The organism is Maribacter litoralis, assembly GCF_003075045.1.
GTDB classification, from domain to species: Bacteria; Bacteroidota; Bacteroidia; order Flavobacteriales; family Flavobacteriaceae; genus Maribacter; species Maribacter litoralis.
The window spans coordinates 94,080-112,410 of the sequence record NZ_QCZD01000002.1 but is presented as its reverse complement, the minus strand read 5'-3'; the positions used below and the strand labels follow the sequence as shown (position 1 = coordinate 112,410).

Sequence of the window (18,331 nt, the reverse complement as noted above, 5' to 3'; positions counted from 1 at the left end):
TCGTAGATTAACCCACAGCAACTGTAGACGAATCAACAAAAAGTGTAGATGAACAGTTTTTAGCCAATAATTTAAATAGGTAATAAAGGCACAAACTGCTTGATTATGTTGTATACCGATAATCTTCGTGGCAAATAAGCTAAATTTATATTTTGGTAGGTTTAACTTTGCGTTTTTATGGCATCACTTAAAGAAACCAAGAAAAAGAAAAGAAGGTTTTACAACCTTATGATCATAATAGTCTTACTAATTATAATTGCTACAGGTTTTATGGCACAACTTGAACAATAGTTTGTCATTGATAAAAATTGAATGTTTGCATTCAACCCTCTAGTGCTCACTATATGGCCAACGAAAATGCGAAATTCAAAAAGTATTTAAAACGCTTAGGAAAAATTATCCTCGGGGTATTATTGCTGTTTTTTATTCTGGTATTGGTCATTAGAACACCCTGGGCGCAAAACTTCATTGTTTCTAAAGTCACTAATTATATATCTGACAAAACGAATACCAAAGTAGCCGTTGGCAATCTATACCTTACCTTCTCAGGAGACATTCAAATAGAAGACGTTTATTTAGAAGATGTAAAAGGCGATACACTTTTCTATTCACAATCTCTGCAGGCCGATATTCCTATATACCCTGTTATTTTCAATAATGAACTTTCCATTGATGATGTGGTTTCAAATGGCGTTGTCGCCAAAATAAGTCGAGAAAGCAATCCCGAAGAGTTTAATTTCACATTCTTAATCGATGCACTGACCACACCAACCGATACTACTACAACTACCAGCGAACCCATGAGTATTACCGTGGGTAGTGTAGATATAGCTGATTGGAAATTGACCTATACAGATGCCTATCTTGGCACGGACATTAACCTAGTACTCGGAAAATTAGATGTAGATATATCTGAATTTGACTTAGATGCCATGAAGTTTTCTTTGGATGATTTTGAGTTGAGCGATACCGAGTTTAAATATGTACAATCGCAAGCATTTCCTATAACCGAAGACACCACCAGTACAGCACTACCATATATTGAAGTTGAAGATTTTATTGTAAAAAATGTTCATGTCAACTACGACAGTCAGCCAGATGGTTTACAAACTAAATTACAATTAGGTACTATTGAACTCACAGATATACTAGCAGATGTTTCTAAAAATAGATACGAGACCGATGACCTTGTTTTACATGATTCACAAATAGAACTAGAAATAAATGGTCAAGAAACTGAAGTAACTGCTTCCAATACAGCTACATTTGAATGGCCAGAATTTATCCTCGCCGCAAACACTATAGATATTGCTAAAAATACATTTAGCTATTCATTAAATGGAAACCGGCAAAACACTGAAAGCTTTAATCCAAATGCTTTTAAAATTGAAAAGCTACGTCTGCTAGCTGAAGATTTAAAATACCAACCCGAGAAATTTAATCTGAACGTTTCTAAATTTTCCTTTTTTGAACCTAGTGGCATAAAGTTAAACCAATTGGCATTTAATGCAGGCTTAACCAATACCGAAGCATCACTTTCAGATGTTGTTTTTCAAATGAATCAGAGTTCAGTAAAGGCAGATTTTTATGTACAGTTTAGTTCCCTGAAAGGAGCAATTAAAAATCCTAAGAAAAGTACCTTGTCCGCCACTATTTCAGACCTTAATTTAGAGCTTGACGATGTGCTACAACTACAACCTGAATTAGCCCAAAATCAGTATTTAGATTCCTTATCGGCATATCCAATTATTGGTAACTTAAAAGCTAAAGGAACTTTGAAAAAAGTAGATGACTTCAGTACCGAATTACAATGGGGAAATGACACCAAACTTAGTGCAAAGGGAAGCATAAATAATTTAACGAAACCAGATTCACTACAATACAATTTGAACAATATTAGCTTTAAAAGCACTGAAAAAGCAATAAATAAAATAATATCATCTAAAGAACTAGGTATTTCAATTCCTGAAACCATACTAGCGGAAGGTGATTTATCTGGTGGAACTACATGGGTAAAACCCAATATGAATATCAAAATTCCTGAAGGTTCCGCTAACATAAATGCACTAGTAGATTTTGGAAATATCATGAAATTTGACGGTGCTATTTCAGTAGATAGTTTACAACTGGGACAGCTGTTACAAAATAATCAACTGGGTAAAATTTCACTTGATATAAAAGGTAAAGGATCAGGAAGTGAACCAAGTAATTTTGATGCTAATATCAACGGTACAGTTTCGCAATTTCAGTACAGTGGATATGACTACAAAGAAGTGACTATTGATGGAAATCTAAAAGACGGGAATGGTACTATAACCGCCAACATCAACGATCCAAATTTGAACATGAAAGCAAATGCTACTATGGTACTTTCATCAGAAGAAAATGACATTGTTTTTACGTCAAATATTATTGGGGCAGCTTTACAAGAGCTTGGGCTTACAAAAAGTGATATTAAAATTGCAGCGAATATCAATGGAAACTATACTGGTTCGCCATCAAACTATACCATAAACACCACAATTGATGAAGGTATTGCCATTGCCGATAATGAGCAATACCAAGTGTCTACTATTGTCTTAAAAGCTCATATAGAAGATACTATTACCGATGTTTCCGTACAGAGTAATTTCTTGAAAGGACAATTGGCATCGAACGCATCACCCAATAGAATCACCAACGCCTTAAAGAAACAAATAGAGCAGTATTTCACTACAGACGACACAACTAGTTTTACAGTAGAAGATGATATAGATGCAAAGCTGGCTCTAGCAATTATCCCCACTCCTATTCTATCTAAAGTATTTTTTGATGGTGTCGAAGATTTAGATTCGTTGAATATAGATGCTAGTTTCAATTCTAAAAATCGAAAAATTTCTGCCGAGGTCACTGTACCACACATTGCATATGCCGGTAGTTCTGTCGATAGTTTAAATGCATATATAAAGGGAGATTCTGTCGACCTTAAATTCTCTGCTGGTTTGGCAGATTTAATTTATGAGCCCATCCACCTAAAACAGACTTATTTAGAAGGAAGCTTAAAAAACAAAGAGCTGTTACTTGACTTTACTTCTCAGAATGACTCCTTACAAGTAATGCATATAGAATCGGGACTATCATTTCAAAAGGACACTTTAAAACTCCATATCAATCCTGAAGATTTAATACTGAATAAAAAGCAATGGGAAATACCAGAGGATAACAGTATAGTAATTGCCGAAGCATATTCTGACTTTGAGAATGTCGTCTTGACCAGAAATGCTCAAAAAATGGAAATATCGAACAAATTTCCAAAAATGAATACCGAACATATCGGTATTCTGTTCGAGAACTTTCAATTACAGACTTTCCTTAGTTTTTTCAATCCTGATGAAGCATTGTCGAAAGGAAAAGTAGAAGGAGATTTCGTAGTTCTTAATCCGTATGCCGCATCGGGTCTGGTAGCCGATATTGATATTAAAGATTTTCACGTGCTCCAAAATCCGTTAGGTACTTTAACCCTTGATGCATCGTCCAAATCGCTGTCTGAATATGATTTTGACTTGGCAATGAAAGATGGTGGTGCAAACCTCACTTTAACAGGGGACTATACCGCTAAGGAAAATACTGCGTATTTAAACATGGAGCTTGATATTCAAAAACTGGAAGCCAGCATTATACAAGGGTTCTCAAATGACCAGTTGACCAATGCCAAAGGTTATTTAGACGGAAGCCTTTTGGTGAAAGGTACCCTTGCAGAGCCTAAATATTCAGGAAGAATAAACTTCAATGAATTCGGTCTAAGTCTAAATGCCTACAAATCTGCATTGGAAATCGATAATCAATACATAGATATTGACCAAGAGACCATCAGTTTTAATTCATTTGCCATAAATGACCTCAACCAGGGTACGTTGACCATAGATGGCACGGTAGATACAGAGAGTTTTATATATCCAGGTTTTGACCTTTCGGTAAAAACAGACCAGTTTAGGGTACTTGATTCTGAAAAAGGAGACGATGAATTGGTGTACGGCATTGCTAGTATACAGGCAGATGTTACTGTTAAGGGAGATTTGGAACTACCTGTTATCGATGGTAAATTACGTATTCGCGATGTTACCGATCTTACCTATGTGGTACCGCAAGACCAATTGGATATTCAAGAACGAGACGGAGTGGTCATTTTTGTAAACAGGGAAAATCCTGATGCTATTCTCACAAGAACGGATGAAGAAACAACAAATTCATTTTTTGCAGGTATGGATATCAATACCATTCTAGAAATAGGAAACGAGGCAAAATTTACTATCGTTCTTGATGAAAAAACACAAGATAAACTACAAGCATCTGGTGATGCTACATTGAATTTGAACATAGACCCCAATCAAGACATTCGATTATCTGGGCGGTTAGAATTAAATTCAGGATTCTACAGAACCAGCCTATATAACTTGGTAAGTCGCGAATTTCAATTGCAGAAAGGCAGTAGTATAGTTTGGAGTGGCGACCCTTATGATGCCAAAATGGACGTTACCGCAATCTATGAGATAGAAACCTCAGCATCGTCTTTAATGTCTTCAATAAGTTATGGTACAGACAGCAGTGTTTCTGGCTCATACCAACAGGCTGCCGATTTTTTGGTGTATCTAAATATTGATGGACAGCTAACACAACCAGAAATATCTTTTGCTTTAGACATGCCCGAAAGTGAACAAGGTAATTTTGGCGGTGCCGTTTATGGTCGTATTCAACAATTGAACGAGCAAGAGTCTGAACTGAACAAGCAGGTATTTTCCCTATTGGCATTAAATCGATTTTATCCCACCACGGGTAGTGACGGTAGTAGTGGCGGTGCTATTTCTATTGCAAGAAACAATGTAAACAAAGTACTCTCTAACGAACTCAATTCCATCTCGAATAAACTATTGGGCAATACCGGTTTTGAGCTTGGTTTTGACCTAGACAGTTTTGAGGATTATGAAAGTGGCACTGCTGAAAGCAGAACCCAATTGAATATAAGTGCAAGTAAAAAACTTTTCGATGACCGATTGATTGTTACTGCCGGTAGTGCCGTGGATGTAGAAGGTAGTGCCTCCTCTAGCGAAACGGAAACCCCGTTAATTGGCAATGTTACGTTAGAGTATTTACTGAGCGAAGAAGGTACATATCGACTAAAAGGCTTCAGAAAGCAAGAGTATCAAAATATTATAGACGGGCAGTTGATTATAACCGGAGTCGCTTTTATATTTAATCGGGAGTTTAATAAATTCAGTCAATTGTTCAGTCCGTTGAAAAAAGAAGAACCTGAGAAAAAAACTTCTAAAAAGAAAGAAGAGGACATTGAAAAATAAAAAATTCACATATCGTACTTTATTATGCCTCGCACTATTGTTTGTTTATTCTTGCGGGATAAAAAAATATATACCCGAAGGAGAGCAGTTATATACAGGAGCAACCCTTGATTTAAATTATGAAGGAGAACTACAAGACAGTAAGGAAGTTAAGGCAGAATTGCTGAATCTTATAGAACCAAACCCTAATACCAAATTTTTAGGAATGAAACCTGCCTTGTTTTTTCATTATAAGGCACAGCGAGAAAAACCCGGGTTCTTATATAGGTTTCTAAATAAATCTTTTGGTGAAGAACCTGTTTATTTTTCAGATGTAAACCCCGAACGCGTAGAAGAGTTGATATTGAACCGACTAGATAATAACGGATTCTTCTACAGTGAATCCGAATCTGAAACGGTCATCGATGAGCAATTTGCCTCGGTAAATTATTCCGCCAAGCTACCGGCTCCTTACGTATTGGAGAATTACACCCTAGAGTCGGATACTTTACCTATGTACAAGGAAATAGAAAAATTGCTACCGGAAACCGCGTTAAAAAAAGGAGACCGTTTTGATTTAGATCTATTAAAAGCTGAAAGAGTACGCCTTAATAATGGTTTAAAACAAAAAGGTTTTTACAACAGTCAAGAAGACCTGTTGATTTTTGAAGCGGATACCAATCAATACAAGAATAGAAAATTTGATTTGTTCCTTAGGCTTAAAAAAGAAGTGCCTAGCCGTGCCTCTATACCGTACACCATAGATTCCATTACCGTTTACCCCAACTATACTATTGAAGGTGACACTTTGCCCTTGACCAAAGAAAATGTAACTCAAGTAGACAGTATAGATTTTGTACAGAACGAATTATATTTTAAACCAGAACTCTTAGAGTCGTACTTACTCTTCAATGAAGGTGACCTATACGATGCCAACACATCAAAACAAACAAGCAACAGACTATCTGCTTTGGGCAGTTACAAGTACGTAAACATACAATACACCGAGCTAGACACCACTGGCACCGACGGTAATGGAGGGTCGTTAGCGGCAGATATCTATTTAGCTCCTCTTACAAAACGATCCATTAGAGCAGAATTACAAGCTGTCTCTAGATCTAACGGTTATACAGGTCCAGGAATCTTGTTGAGCCATACCAACAGAAATGTTTTCAACGGTGGCGAAACTTTTAGTGTCTCGGCAGACTTTTCTTATGAGCTACAACTGTCTAATAGCAATAACAATCTCAGTAGTATTGCCGGTGGTTTAAGTGCCGATTTGATCATACCTAGATCCATACCATTTTCTCCCAGTAGGTTTAAATATGCCGTGCCTAAAACTAAAATATCTTTAGGGGTCGATTTTCTACAACGTAGCGATCTGTTCACCCTAAGTTCCGTAAATAGTAGTTTTGGGTATACCTGGAAGGAAAATCAATACGTATACCATACATTAGACCCAATCAGTATAAACTATTCTAGATTATCTAACGTAACCGATGAATTTCAGGAAATTCTAGATGATAACGAATATTTAAGCCAAAGTTTTGAACAGCGCTTTATAGCTGGTTTGCTATATAGTTTCACATATGATGAAGTCTCTAATCTTAGCAAAGAAAAGCCCATTTATTTTTCCACCAATTTTGATTTGGCAGGAAATGCCTTAAGTCTATTTAGCGGAGGCTCCAATACCATTTTTGGATCAGAATATGCACAATATGCAAAAGTGGATGCCGATTTACGACTCTACTTACGCTGGAAAAAAGAACGTACGTTAGTTTCACGTATATATGCAGGTTGGGGAATACCTTATGGAAATAGTTCCACTTTACCTTTCGTTAAACAATTTTATTCTGGCGGACCATATAGTGTGCGTGCCTTTGACATCCGTTCAATAGGACCTGGTAGTTTTTATCCGGATACCGAGGATGATTCTACTGATTACTACGACCAATCGGGTAACTTAAAATTAGAGGCCAATGTAGAGTATAGGTTTCCGTTATTCTCCTATTTAAAAGGAGCCTTTTTTGTGGATGCAGGTAACGTGTGGCTAACAGGAGATTATTCCAGCCTTGTAGAAGATGAGTCAACTTCGTCTTCTTCAGTATCACTTTTTACCGACGGAAAGTTTGAAAAAGATTGGTTAAACGAAGTTGCTGCCGGTGTAGGCTTTGGTTTACGTTTAGATATTCAAAGTTTTGTTATTCGGTTAGATTTGGCTTCCCCTTTACGTATACCCTATTTAGACGAAAACGAACGATGGAACGTACCCTTCTTTGGTAATGCAGATAATAATATGACCTTGAACTTCGCGATAGGCTATCCTTTTTAAATATTAGTTACCCCACATACGTTGCCAAAGAGCGGACAATAATCGTTTTGCATCCCTTTTAAATTTAGGTCTTTCTTCTACTATTAAATCATCACCATTAGGCACTAATCTATAGCTAAAGGCGAATTGGGTCTCGTTTTCATCTAAACTAATGAGTCCGAATCTAAGATCGTTGAAATACAGATGCCCATCATTTTCGGTAATGGTATACCAACCTTCGGTTATTTTTATAAGTCGCACTATTTTATCGTTACTAGACCATTTACCCAGTAATTCATTATTTTTAGGATACGATGTAAACGAGATAGGCTGCGTATCAAAAAAAGAATAATCTCCCATTAAATAAGCATCTTCAGTAGCTATATTTGCCATCCACAATACCGTATTCAATGGTGCAGGGCGGGTATTCATTTCTTTATAAGAAACACCTTGTTCCTCAAGCGCATTTTCAAATTTCTGAAAAGCGATACCTTTTAAAACTAATGTTAATACTAAATATGATGTACTAACTAGGAGTCCGAGTTTTACATACTTTCTGCGTTTTATAGACGTCCGTTTTTGAAACATAGCCAATATCAAGAAAATAAAAAACGGAACTGTATACAATGGATCGATCACAAATACACTTTGAAAAGCTAATCTTGTTTTAAATGGCCAAAATAATTGTGTTCCCCAAGTAGTAAATGCATCTAATAACGGATGCGTAAAGAGACCCCAGAACATGAGCCAAGACCAGTCTCTCCAGGAAGCCGATTTTTTCTGATTAATCTTCCAAACCAACCAACCAAAAATGGGTGCAAATACTACGGAAAAAAATATAGAATGACTAACTCCCCTATGCCATTCGGTTGCCGTAACGGTATCTAGGAAATAGCGTGTTATTACGTCTAAATCAGGAATTGTACCTGCAATAGCACCGTAAAGCATAGCTTTATTGCCCACTTTTTTACCAAGAACCGCCTCACCGACCGCTGCCCCGAGTACTATTTGTGTTAGTGAATCCATAATGATGCCGAGCCCCCTAGCCCCCAAAGGGGCAATTAATAAGTGTTGTTATATAATTTTATATAAAATATTAAATCAATCAATTACAAGATTTTGTTCAGAAGAAATCAAACTACCATCAGACCCCATGCCCTCAATATAAAAATTGATATTATTCTGTAAGGTGTTTAGTATTTTGAATGTAGCTATACCATTTTCATCGGTCTTTAATTCAGGAACCCAATGTATAGTACCAAAATTCTCAAATTCATTAGAAAGATATGAAGTGTATTTAGGGGTATAAAATTTCTTAACAGGTTCGAATCCTTCTTTAAGTTCGTACTTAAAAACATTCTCATCTTTACCATATTGACCATTATAATCTCTTGGCAATCTTCTACTATAAATACGAATTACGCCACCGGCGCCTCTTGCTCCTTCTCTAGCCCCAGATTTATCTATCATAAAACTTTCTATTTCGCTTGTAGGCATTTTATATAGAATGTCAAAGTTTGGTAAACGGGCATTATCTAGATATACAATAGGAACAGGGTAAATATTACCCCCCATAAAGGAAGATGGTATAATTGACCTAATAATTACACGACTCACACTGCCAAACTGAAGATTCTCCAGTACATAGTAACCCCTAGACCTAATGATATCGGTAACATACGGTAAACTAAATTCCAAATTTTCAGTAACTTCAGTCATCCTATTCACCAAATATTTAGGAATTAAAGAATTCTTTGCAACAGTAGTTTGGACCTTATCTTCAACAACTGTAACCTCATTTAAACTTATGGTATTATCAGAAGAAATTAGATCTGGCACATTATTTATTTTAGAACTATTTTCATCTTCAAATTCTATTTTTTCTTTCCAAATAGTAGCAATTTCATTCGGTACAACTCCCAACTTCATATTCAAACCTATATTTGGTTTTGCCAATTTTCCATTATTTACAATGAGGGTAAAATCCAAGGTTTCACCTTTTACAGGAAATTTTTTCTGTATTAAAAATCTATTGTCCAAGATGTCTAAATATCTACTACGACCATCAGGAAAACTAACTAATAGCTTCTCTTCTGATGTAACTCCTTTATTATAAATAGTTCCTTCTAAATCTATTCCCTTTTCAAATTCATAAAACTGACCAGGAGGACCTTTAAAAATATCTGTCCAATCATATTTAGACCAACCTTGGGTCATCAATAAAAGATCTAGATCATTCTCTTTCTTAGGGGTAACATCCTTAAAATAATATTTTGGATTTTCAATAAATCCTTTTACATAAGGTTTTAAATATAAGGCACTATAAATAGAGTTTTTTTGATTGTAAGAAATTGTATTGCCAGGTAAAACAGAGACACTTAAATTTTGTTGTACATTACCGTTATCAAGAAGTTTGACTTGAATATTTAAAGAATCGCCCTCGGTAGTTATTTTGCTTACCCTCAATTTAGTGTCTAAAAGATTTGCATGATTAAAAATCAATCGTTCTGCAATTGGCTTACCATCTGGATTGAATAACGTCAAGATATTCATACCTTTATTAAGCACCTCTTTATTTAAAACTTTTGATACAAATAGTTTATTCTTAGGGAAGGTAATAGGTATTCTATTTGCATGACCATCTTTGTGCACCAACAAATAAAACTGTTTTTCTTTAATAATTTCCTTTGTCGTCGCGTTTGTTGTCAAACTAATAATGAACCTGTTATCATCAACATTCTTTACACTAAAAGAGATGCCTACTTTAGAAGGTTTTTGAAGTGTAGTGATTTCCACATTACCATCGTCAAACTCTATTTTAGCCACGTACTCAATACCTGCCTTAGGATTAAAATTAAATTTTCCCAAGCCAAAAATTGATGTATAAAATCTGGCTACTTGAGTATTCTTATTATCGAATATAGACCCTTCAACAATTCTAACACCATATCCGTTAGCATCGGTAACTTTAACTCCCATAACACCTGGCGCATCTTCAACGAAGTTACCGCCTTCGGGTAGAAACTGGATATCATAATCTTTGATGGGTTTAGCCTTTTTAATCGGCTTCTCGTTTAGGATGGTGATTTTCTGAACAAATGAATCATCTTCTTTAAAATTCTTCATCCAATTCGTACTTGTACGAAGATAATATTCACCACTAGCAAGCATTGAATCTACAGCAATATTACCTTTAAAATAACCATCACCTGCTTTAAAATGGTAGTCGTTAAATTTCTTACCGTACCCATTATACAACCCTACGTGAACTGTTGTAGTTTGGTTAAAGGGTTTATTGTTATGCCTATCATATACATAACCTTTTAGCCATATTTCTTCGTTGCCTATATACGTTGTTTTGTTCGTGTGTAGAAATATTGACTCTCTTGGCAACTCAAAATATTTCAAGAATTTATCCTTGACCAAATTGTTACCAATTTCATTTTGAGCGAAAATAATATTAGAAAGTAGAAAAAAGAGTAAAAGCGAAATTCTATGCATAAAAAAAGACGGAAAATGATTACAATTTTAAATCTAAGAATAAAAAAGATTTATTCTATTATCCCCATCTTCTTTAACAGAAAAGAAGCGTTCATATTTTGACAAATACCATCTTTAAACGTGTAATCGAAATGTAGTTCGTTATCTATGATTTCCGCGTCAAAATAATGGTTCTTAACCGCATCATATTCATTAGCAACCTCACAAAGGCTAAGATCGTGAGTAGCAATAATTCCGGTAGATTTACTCTTTACCAATCGCTCTACAAACTTTCGTGAACCTAATGCCTTATCGGTACTATTGGTTCCCTTCAAAATTTCATCTAACACAATAAAATAACGGTCTGTTTGTATTTCATCTACAATGTATCTAAGGCGCTTTAATTCTGAAAAGAAGTACGATTCATCATCTGTCAACGAATCTGTAGTACGCATACTGGTAATTAACTTTATAGGAGAATAACTGACCGATTCAGCACAGACTGGCAAACCAACATTTGCCATCATAATCTGCAGGGAAACTGTTCTTAAAAAAGTACTTTTACCTGCCATATTTGCTCCTGTGATAATAAAGAACTGTCCGCCCTTTATCGTGATATCATTCAATATGCTTTTCTTGGGGTCCAGTAACGGGTGACCAGCATTTTTTGACTTTAGTACTACACCATCATCAGTAAGGTTAGGGTATGTAAATGTTGGGTGATTAAAAGCGAAATTTCCTAAACTATTATAAGCATCAAAAAATGCAATAGTATTGAACCATGTTTCTACACTCTTACCATGTTTTTGGATCCAGTTTTCTACCGCAAGGCAATCGGTCAACGAACGGAGGAAAAATCCGTTTGCAAAAATTAGATATAGAAGATTATTATTACGGTCTAGATTACTTAAAAGCGAAGCGAATTTCTTTAGTACTTTAGAATTATTCTCCCCATTGCTTAAAATATTGGATTTCTTTTTCTTTAATAGTTCAGACGAAAATTCCGTTGTTTCTATCATTGACAGCAATTGATTGTACTGATCAAAAGTAGATTTCATTTTGGTAGCATTCTGACCTAAGTTGGTAACTTTCTTTGAAAAAACACCAACGATAATCATACCTAGTACCAACCACATAATCAAAACCGATTCTGGTAGGTAATCTAAAAAATATGCAATAAATATAACTACTGAAATAATTGAAAATACTAGCGGAATAAATTTCATTGCCTTGGGTACAAAAGACTCATAGTTTTTAAGCCACTTAGCAATAGTATGTGTTGAAGTTTCTGTTTTGGTCAATGCTGCCATGGCAGAAAATTCTTGTCGCCAGTCTACTTTTTCACCAATCTCGGCAATAGCTTCTTGCTTTTGCCTTATGTCACTGATGGAATTTTCTTTGTAGATATCTGCCAATAATAAACTACCCTCTGCAAGTTTTGTTCTGTTGGAAATTTGATAAAAAGACCCCTCACCGAACAAGTCTATATCTTGACTAAAAAAATGGATATCGTCTGCAAATTCTTTTCCGTTGGACAAGTTGGAATAATCTCTTTTCAATACCTGTAATTCAACTGTATTGATATCTTTTAAAGCTTCTAATTTTTCTTTTTGATGTTTTAGATTCGAGTATTTACTTACCAGAAATAGGAATAAAGGAATACCTACGCACAACACACCAATAACATATTTGGCATTTACCGATGCAAAATAAATAGCTACGATAGTACTCAAGAATATAACTAAACGAAGTAAACTAAAGGTGAATAATGTTTTGTTAAGTGCTTCAATCTGTATGCTGAATCCCTTTACTTTATTGGTATAAAATTGCTGTAAATTATCCATTCAAAATAAACTATTATAGAAAAGGTAAAGATAACCTTAGAAAATGGTTTCTATAAATGGAATGATGAATTAAAGTGCCTCCAACTCTGCCTTAACTTTCTTAGTCAATTTAGAGACCACCAAATCATAAGAATGGTCAATAAGTTCTTTCGTAAGGTCTTTAGAAATTTTGTCCAGGTAAACAGTATTCCAATGCTTTTTACTCATGTGCCAACCTTCTATAATGCCATCATGCTCTTCACGAAGTGCTATGGCTCTTTCTGGGTCACATTTTAAATTGATACGTAATGGCACGTGATCTAATCCGCAAAGGGCGAACATTTTGCCCATTACCTTAAAAACCAAGGTTACCTCATCAAAAGGGAAAGATTCCGTAACTCCTTTCTTTGAAATACAATATTCTCGGTATTCTTCAACGTTCATTTATGTACCGTTTTGTCTTTCATGTTATCCAAAAACTGTGAGGCATCATCCCAATAGTACCTAATTTTTACAAAGGTCTTATCGCCAATATCGTTAGATTCTACACGTTCTATAGCAACACCGCCTACTTTTTCATAATATGCTATTGCGGCAGCATTGGTATCTAACACCCATAAATAAAAGTTATTACCACTATCTATAGCAAGAATCTCTTGTGCCAATGCGGTCATCAGTTTTGTACCAATACCTTTCCCTTGAGCTTGAAGACTTACGTGTAAATTGTCCAATAACGTACCGTATTTGTCGTCATGGTCAAAATAGGCACACATAAAACCTAATAATTCACCCTCGTCTTCTGCTAACAAAACAAACTGATCATCTGTATGATGCTGAAAACGATTTTCCCATTCTTTTAGCCTATTTTCGAATGCCAAATGGTCTAAAAAATGGGCACTAAAAGATGCACGGTAATTCTGCTGCCAACTTTTGGCATGCAGGGTTGCAATATCGGCTACATCAGCCGCCGTAGCCTTTCTATAGATCACCCCCTCAAATTTAGATTCCGGTGGAATCGTAAACGATTACTTTTGACCATAATTTTTCCGACTCTGCAATGAATACCTTGTGAGGTGCTTCATCTTGATATGCTTGCTGAGATTCGGCAGAGTCAAAACTTACGATCAAAGAATAGGTAAAAGAACCATCTACAACATCTCTACTCGCCTTTGGCGGCACGCCAATAAACTGTGTTTTCGCATAGGCTGAGTTATCTAAAAACTTACGTAAGGAAGTTTCAAAAGCGGTACGATCTGCTTGACTATCAGGATTTTTCAACCAAAAAAATACGGTATGTGAAAAATTAGCATCGAATTCTGTCATTTTATCATCATTTTGACCAAAAGTTACAGTGGTCATTAAGGTTATTACAAGGATACAAATTACATTTTTCATTTTAAATTTCATTTAATTTATTGTTTTTCTTCTAACAATTCTATTTGTTTCTGCGGAATTTTAAGTGCCGAATAATCAAGCGTCCAACCAATGGTTTCAACTATTTTCTCCATGATTAAAACAGTTTGCAATGCTTCTTTTCTCGCGGTTTCCATCAATCCGCTTTCCGGTATTTTTTCTCTGATATGGGTTTTAGCCTCAGAGTTCAATTTAGTGAGATCATCCGGAGCAAAAAAGTTAAAAAATCCGCTTTTAATATCATAAAATTCCAACTCCGGTTCAATACTTAATACTTCCGGCTGTGGAAAATTATCAAGAACAATTGTTTTCTTTCCTTCATCGGCGTGCATCAAAATTTTACTGAGATCATAACCGATATGAGCCTTAGCTTTAATTACAACCAGTGCCTTCTTTTTACTGCTCACCAAACTCATAAAGTCCTTTACGTTTTCATACTTATAGATTTCGGCAAACTCGCCTTCTACAGATATCAATTTGCAAACACTTTTCATTTTCTCCAATAACACGGTAGATTGGTGTGTTGTAATCTCTTTACTTTTCTTGCCTTTAAAAAAATTAAAAAGCCAATACATACCAATGGCTCCTAAAACCAGACCCAGAATCGTATCAAAAATATTATCCATTTTTATTACCTATTTCTCCTAAATGCGTAAACTTAAACCCTTTATCGTATTTAAGTCCGTAACCAAAGATACGGTCCATAGCCGTATGTATAAAAAGAATTGTACCTATTAATTGTACTATGGGCAACATAAAATATATGCCTACAAAGTATAAAAGTATGGCAAAACCCCTATGATGAAAAACATTATAGCACAACGCACCTATTCTAGAACCTAGTAAATAGCCCAACATTGAAATATCTGGAGTGAGTATTAAAACCGGTAGCCACCACCATTGGTAACCTAACAGGCCGAACATAAAAATACCGAGTACCATTAAGGCGAGTTCCTCTAATTTTAATAGATTTTTCATAGTTATTCTATTTTATAAAGTATTGGTCTGCTTGGGCTAGCGTCATTCTCAAAAGGTGCTACCTGCAAGTTCAAAAAGTATGTACCATCAGTAATTGAATCTGGCACATAAATAAACTCAGTGATCGTAGCGTTTAATCTCACTGCTCCATTAAAGTTCCAAAATGCCTTGTGCGCCAAAAGAGCACCATTGTCCTTTTCTTTATCTACCGATGGTAGATCTACCAACAAATGCTCAACACCCAGTTCTTTTAAGAATATCATGGCATCCTCTAAAATGAAAGGCGGATTGGTATGTGAATACTGCCTGTTTTGTTTTGATGTTGCATTAGGAAGCGTTCTTATCACTAAAGCTGTTGGCGTTTTGCTACTCAACGCTTTTTGAAGTTGATTTTTTGTAATTACGAAATCCCCTTGTTCTACGGATGGTGTTATGGTAATTACCTCAGCCAAAAAGAAGAACTGCTTTAAATGCTGATTTACAGATTGATGTTCTTTTGAAATATGCCCCACACATTCGGTATGCGTACCATGTGCATGCGGATTAAACCATATATCATAAAAATTGGTGCTCGCCCCTGCCGGAATACTCCCAACAAAATCCTTCTCTCGATGTGGCTCTATCTTTGGGGCATCAATATACCAAGCGTTTACATTGTCCTTTTTATTAGTTAGGGCAATAGAAATATCCAATGGTTTAGATAGGTCTATTTTGTACTCGTTGGCATTATAGGTTATGGTAGTCTTCATTTTACTTACGCTCAAATTATAAGGCAGGTTTGAGATAAGAAAATTACAACTTTTTGGGCGGTTATTTTGAAGGATTTAAGAAGAGGTGAATATTCGTGTTCCTAGCTTGTTCTCGATACTATTTGTTATTTCAAATTCACCATAAACAGATCTGCGGCAATGCCATCGGCCAAAAACATGCCTTTTTTTGTGGTTTTAAGGATGTCACCATCAACGAAAAGCAAATGCTCTTCTAAAAACTTATCGGATTGCATTAAGATGTACTCTTTGTATTTCGATCCAAATTCAGTCGCTATTCTAGATAACGAAACACCCCAAATCGTACGCAAGCCCGTCATGACATACTCATTGTATTTATCGGTCGCAGAAAGCACCTCAACTTCCATAGGTACTACATCTTGTTCTATGGATTTAATGTATTTCGGATTGTTATTAATATTCCACCCACGTTGTACACCATCAAAGGAATGAGCGGACGGACCAATACCTATATACTTTTTCTGTTGCCAATAGGCGGAATTATTTTGAGAATAATACCCTGGTTTACCAAAATTGGAAATCTCGTAACAATCAAATCCTTCTGCCAGTAAAGTCTCGTTCAGCAGGTTAAAATGTTCTTGAGTTTCTTCGTCGGTAGCGGGAATAATCAATCCGTCTTCAACAAATTTAGCCAGTGCCGTTTTTGGCTCAACCGTTAAGGCATAACTGGAGATGTGCGGTATACCAAAACCCAACGCTTTTTCAATATTCTGTTTCCACCGTTCTAAAGTCATGTTCGGCATTCCGTAAATCAGGTCAATCGAAATATTATCGAAATGCTGACTCGCCAATTGCAAACACTTTTCAGCTTCCAAAGCATTATGTGCGCGATTCATCAGTTTTAGATCTTCCTCAAAAAATGATTGAATGCCTATACTTAAACGATTTATAGGACTGGCTGCCAATTGCAATATTTTTTCTTCGGACAGGTCATCAGGATTCGCCTCTAACGTAATCTCCGGATTGTCCACAACATCATAGTGCTCACGAACGGTATTAATCAATCGCGCTATTTCTTCGGTCTCCAGAACAGAAGGTGTACCTCCACCAAAATAGATAGTAGCTACCTTCTCGCCTGCGAACTCTTCTTTACGAAGCTCCAGTTCTTTACACAAAGCCTTCACCATCGCCTCTTTCTTCCCCATAGAGGTAGAAAAATGAAAGTCGCAATAATGGCAAGCCTGCTTGCAAAATGGAATGTGGATGTAGATTCCGGACATAGTTTCAATTAACAATAAACACTTACCAATAATTAATTATACTTGTTTTTTAATTCTTGTCGATTTAAGTATAGCGAACATAATTTTAGAAAGTTCATCAGCCTTTTCTATTAAACCATTCGCAATTGACAATTTAATATATTCTGAATCCTTTAAAAGGTTTAACCAATATTTAGTCTCTAAGCTTTCTTTATAAGCTATTGAAATCTTAGCAGAAAAATCTGCTTTTGATATCGCGCCATTAGCTTCTGCTATATTCGCACCTATAGAAGTTCCTGCTCTTAAAAGTTGTTTAGATAGAACATATTCCCTTTTATTCTTAGTTAGTTCTTGAAAAAGTTTAACAATCTGCAAAGCAAAATCATAAGATTTACTCAAAAGAGGATTTTCATTATTCATTGCCAATTAATTATTGTTAACTGTTAATTGTTTATTGGTCATTGTTAAGATTTCTTAACCCTTTTCTCATTCTGTTTCACAAAAGCATCCCAGCCAGAATAGCTTTTACCGACCACATCAATTCTACCTTGATTATAAAAATGACAAACGGCAGCTGCTAGTCCGTCTGTACTATCTAAGTTTTTTGGGAGTGTTTTAAGTCCTAATACGCTTTGTAGCATTCTAGCCACTTGTTCTTTACTGGCATTACCATTACCGGTAATTGCCATTTTTATTTTTTTAGGCAGGTATTCGGTAATTGGTATTTGACGTGAGAGTCCGGCTGCCATGGCAACCCCTTGTGCCCTGCCTAATTTGAGCATGGACTGTACATTTTTACCAAAGAAAGGGGCTTCAATAGCAATTTCATCTGGGTGATAAGTATCAATAAGCTCAATAGTACGTTCAAAAATCAGCTTTAATTTGGTGTATGGGTCGTTATACTTTTGCAAAAGCAATTCGTTCATTTGAACGAACTCCATCTTTTTACCCACTACCTTAATGAGTCCGAAACCCATAATGGTGGTACCCGGGTCAATACCCAATATTATCTTTTCGTGCGCCAAAA

General features: G+C 35.7%; 14 protein-coding genes. 2 read left to right on the top strand and 12 right to left on the bottom strand.

Annotation, left to right across the window (positions count from 1 at the left end; genetic code table 11):
• Window positions 1-344 precede the first annotated feature (344 nt).
• Both DCS95_RS07795 and tamL read left to right on the top strand, forming a co-directional pair.
• Window positions 345-5,333 carry a translocation/assembly module TamB domain-containing protein gene (locus DCS95_RS07795; protein ID WP_116770255.1) on the top strand — a complete coding sequence of 1,663 codons (4,989 nt, stop codon included), beginning with the start codon at window positions 345-347 and terminating at the stop codon, window positions 5,331-5,333.
• Entirely contained in the window at window positions 5,323-7,644 is a 2,322-nt protein-coding gene (gene tamL / locus DCS95_RS07790) for a translocation and assembly module lipoprotein TamL (RefSeq protein ID WP_116770254.1), read from the top strand. Before DCS95_RS07795 ends, tamL begins: the two co-directional genes overlap by 11 nt.
• Window positions 7,645-7,647: 3 nt before the next feature.
• Here tamL and DCS95_RS07785 read toward each other — a convergent pair whose 3' ends face one another.
• From DCS95_RS07785 to ruvC, 12 genes are all read right to left on the bottom strand, one after another.
• Window positions 7,648-8,649 carry a metal-dependent hydrolase gene (locus DCS95_RS07785; RefSeq protein WP_116770253.1) on the bottom strand — a complete coding sequence of 334 codons (1,002 nt, stop codon included), beginning with the start codon at window positions 8,647-8,649 and terminating at the stop codon, window positions 7,648-7,650.
• A 75-nt stretch (window positions 8,650-8,724) separates the two neighbouring features.
• Window positions 8,725-11,124 (bottom strand): hypothetical protein, encoded by a 2,400-nt coding sequence (locus DCS95_RS07780; protein ID WP_116770252.1) that lies wholly within the window; start codon window positions 11,122-11,124, stop codon window positions 8,725-8,727.
• A 50-nt stretch (window positions 11,125-11,174) separates the two neighbouring features.
• Complete coding sequence (locus DCS95_RS07775; RefSeq protein WP_116770251.1) at window positions 11,175-12,947, bottom strand: MutS-related protein; 1,773 nt, start codon at window positions 12,945-12,947, stop codon at window positions 11,175-11,177.
• Window positions 12,948-13,016: 69 nt separating this feature from the next.
• Entirely contained in the window at window positions 13,017-13,370 is a 354-nt protein-coding gene (locus DCS95_RS07770) for an MmcQ/YjbR family DNA-binding protein (protein WP_116770250.1), read from the bottom strand.
• Complete coding sequence (locus DCS95_RS07765) at window positions 13,367-13,915, bottom strand: GNAT family N-acetyltransferase (RefSeq protein ID WP_164674151.1); 549 nt, start codon at window positions 13,913-13,915, stop codon at window positions 13,367-13,369. Before DCS95_RS07765 ends, DCS95_RS07770 begins: the two co-directional genes overlap by 4 nt.
• A 10-nt stretch (window positions 13,916-13,925) precedes the next feature.
• Window positions 13,926-14,321, bottom strand: a complete 396-nt coding sequence (locus DCS95_RS07760) for a Dabb family protein (RefSeq protein ID WP_116770913.1) — start codon at window positions 14,319-14,321, stop codon at window positions 13,926-13,928.
• Window positions 14,322-14,338: 17 nt separating this feature from the next.
• The gene (locus DCS95_RS07755) at window positions 14,339-14,965 is read right to left on the bottom strand and encodes a DUF4230 domain-containing protein (RefSeq protein ID WP_116770248.1); all 627 of its coding nucleotides are present in this window, start codon (window positions 14,963-14,965) and stop codon (window positions 14,339-14,341) included.
• Window positions 14,958-15,317 carry a DUF4260 domain-containing protein gene (locus DCS95_RS07750; RefSeq protein ID WP_116770247.1) on the bottom strand — a complete coding sequence of 120 codons (360 nt, stop codon included), beginning with the start codon at window positions 15,315-15,317 and terminating at the stop codon, window positions 14,958-14,960. Before DCS95_RS07750 ends, DCS95_RS07755 begins: the two co-directional genes overlap by 8 nt.
• A gap of 2 nt (window positions 15,318-15,319) precedes the next feature.
• Window positions 15,320-16,066 carry a cyclase family protein gene (locus DCS95_RS07745; RefSeq protein ID WP_116770246.1) on the bottom strand — a complete coding sequence of 249 codons (747 nt, stop codon included), beginning with the start codon at window positions 16,064-16,066 and terminating at the stop codon, window positions 15,320-15,322.
• Between the two features lie 125 nt (window positions 16,067-16,191).
• Window positions 16,192-17,325, bottom strand: coding sequence for a radical SAM family heme chaperone HemW (hemW, locus tag DCS95_RS07740; RefSeq protein ID WP_116770245.1), 1,134 nt, complete (start codon window positions 17,323-17,325; stop codon window positions 16,192-16,194).
• Between the two features lie 36 nt (window positions 17,326-17,361).
• Entirely contained in the window at window positions 17,362-17,724 is a 363-nt protein-coding gene (locus tag DCS95_RS07735) for a four helix bundle protein (RefSeq protein ID WP_116770244.1), read from the bottom strand.
• A gap of 44 nt (window positions 17,725-17,768) precedes the next feature.
• On the bottom strand, window positions 17,769-18,329 hold the full coding sequence (gene ruvC, locus DCS95_RS07730; RefSeq protein WP_116770243.1) for a crossover junction endodeoxyribonuclease RuvC: 561 nt from the start codon (window positions 18,327-18,329) through the stop codon (window positions 17,769-17,771).
• Window positions 18,330-18,331 lie beyond the last annotated feature (2 nt).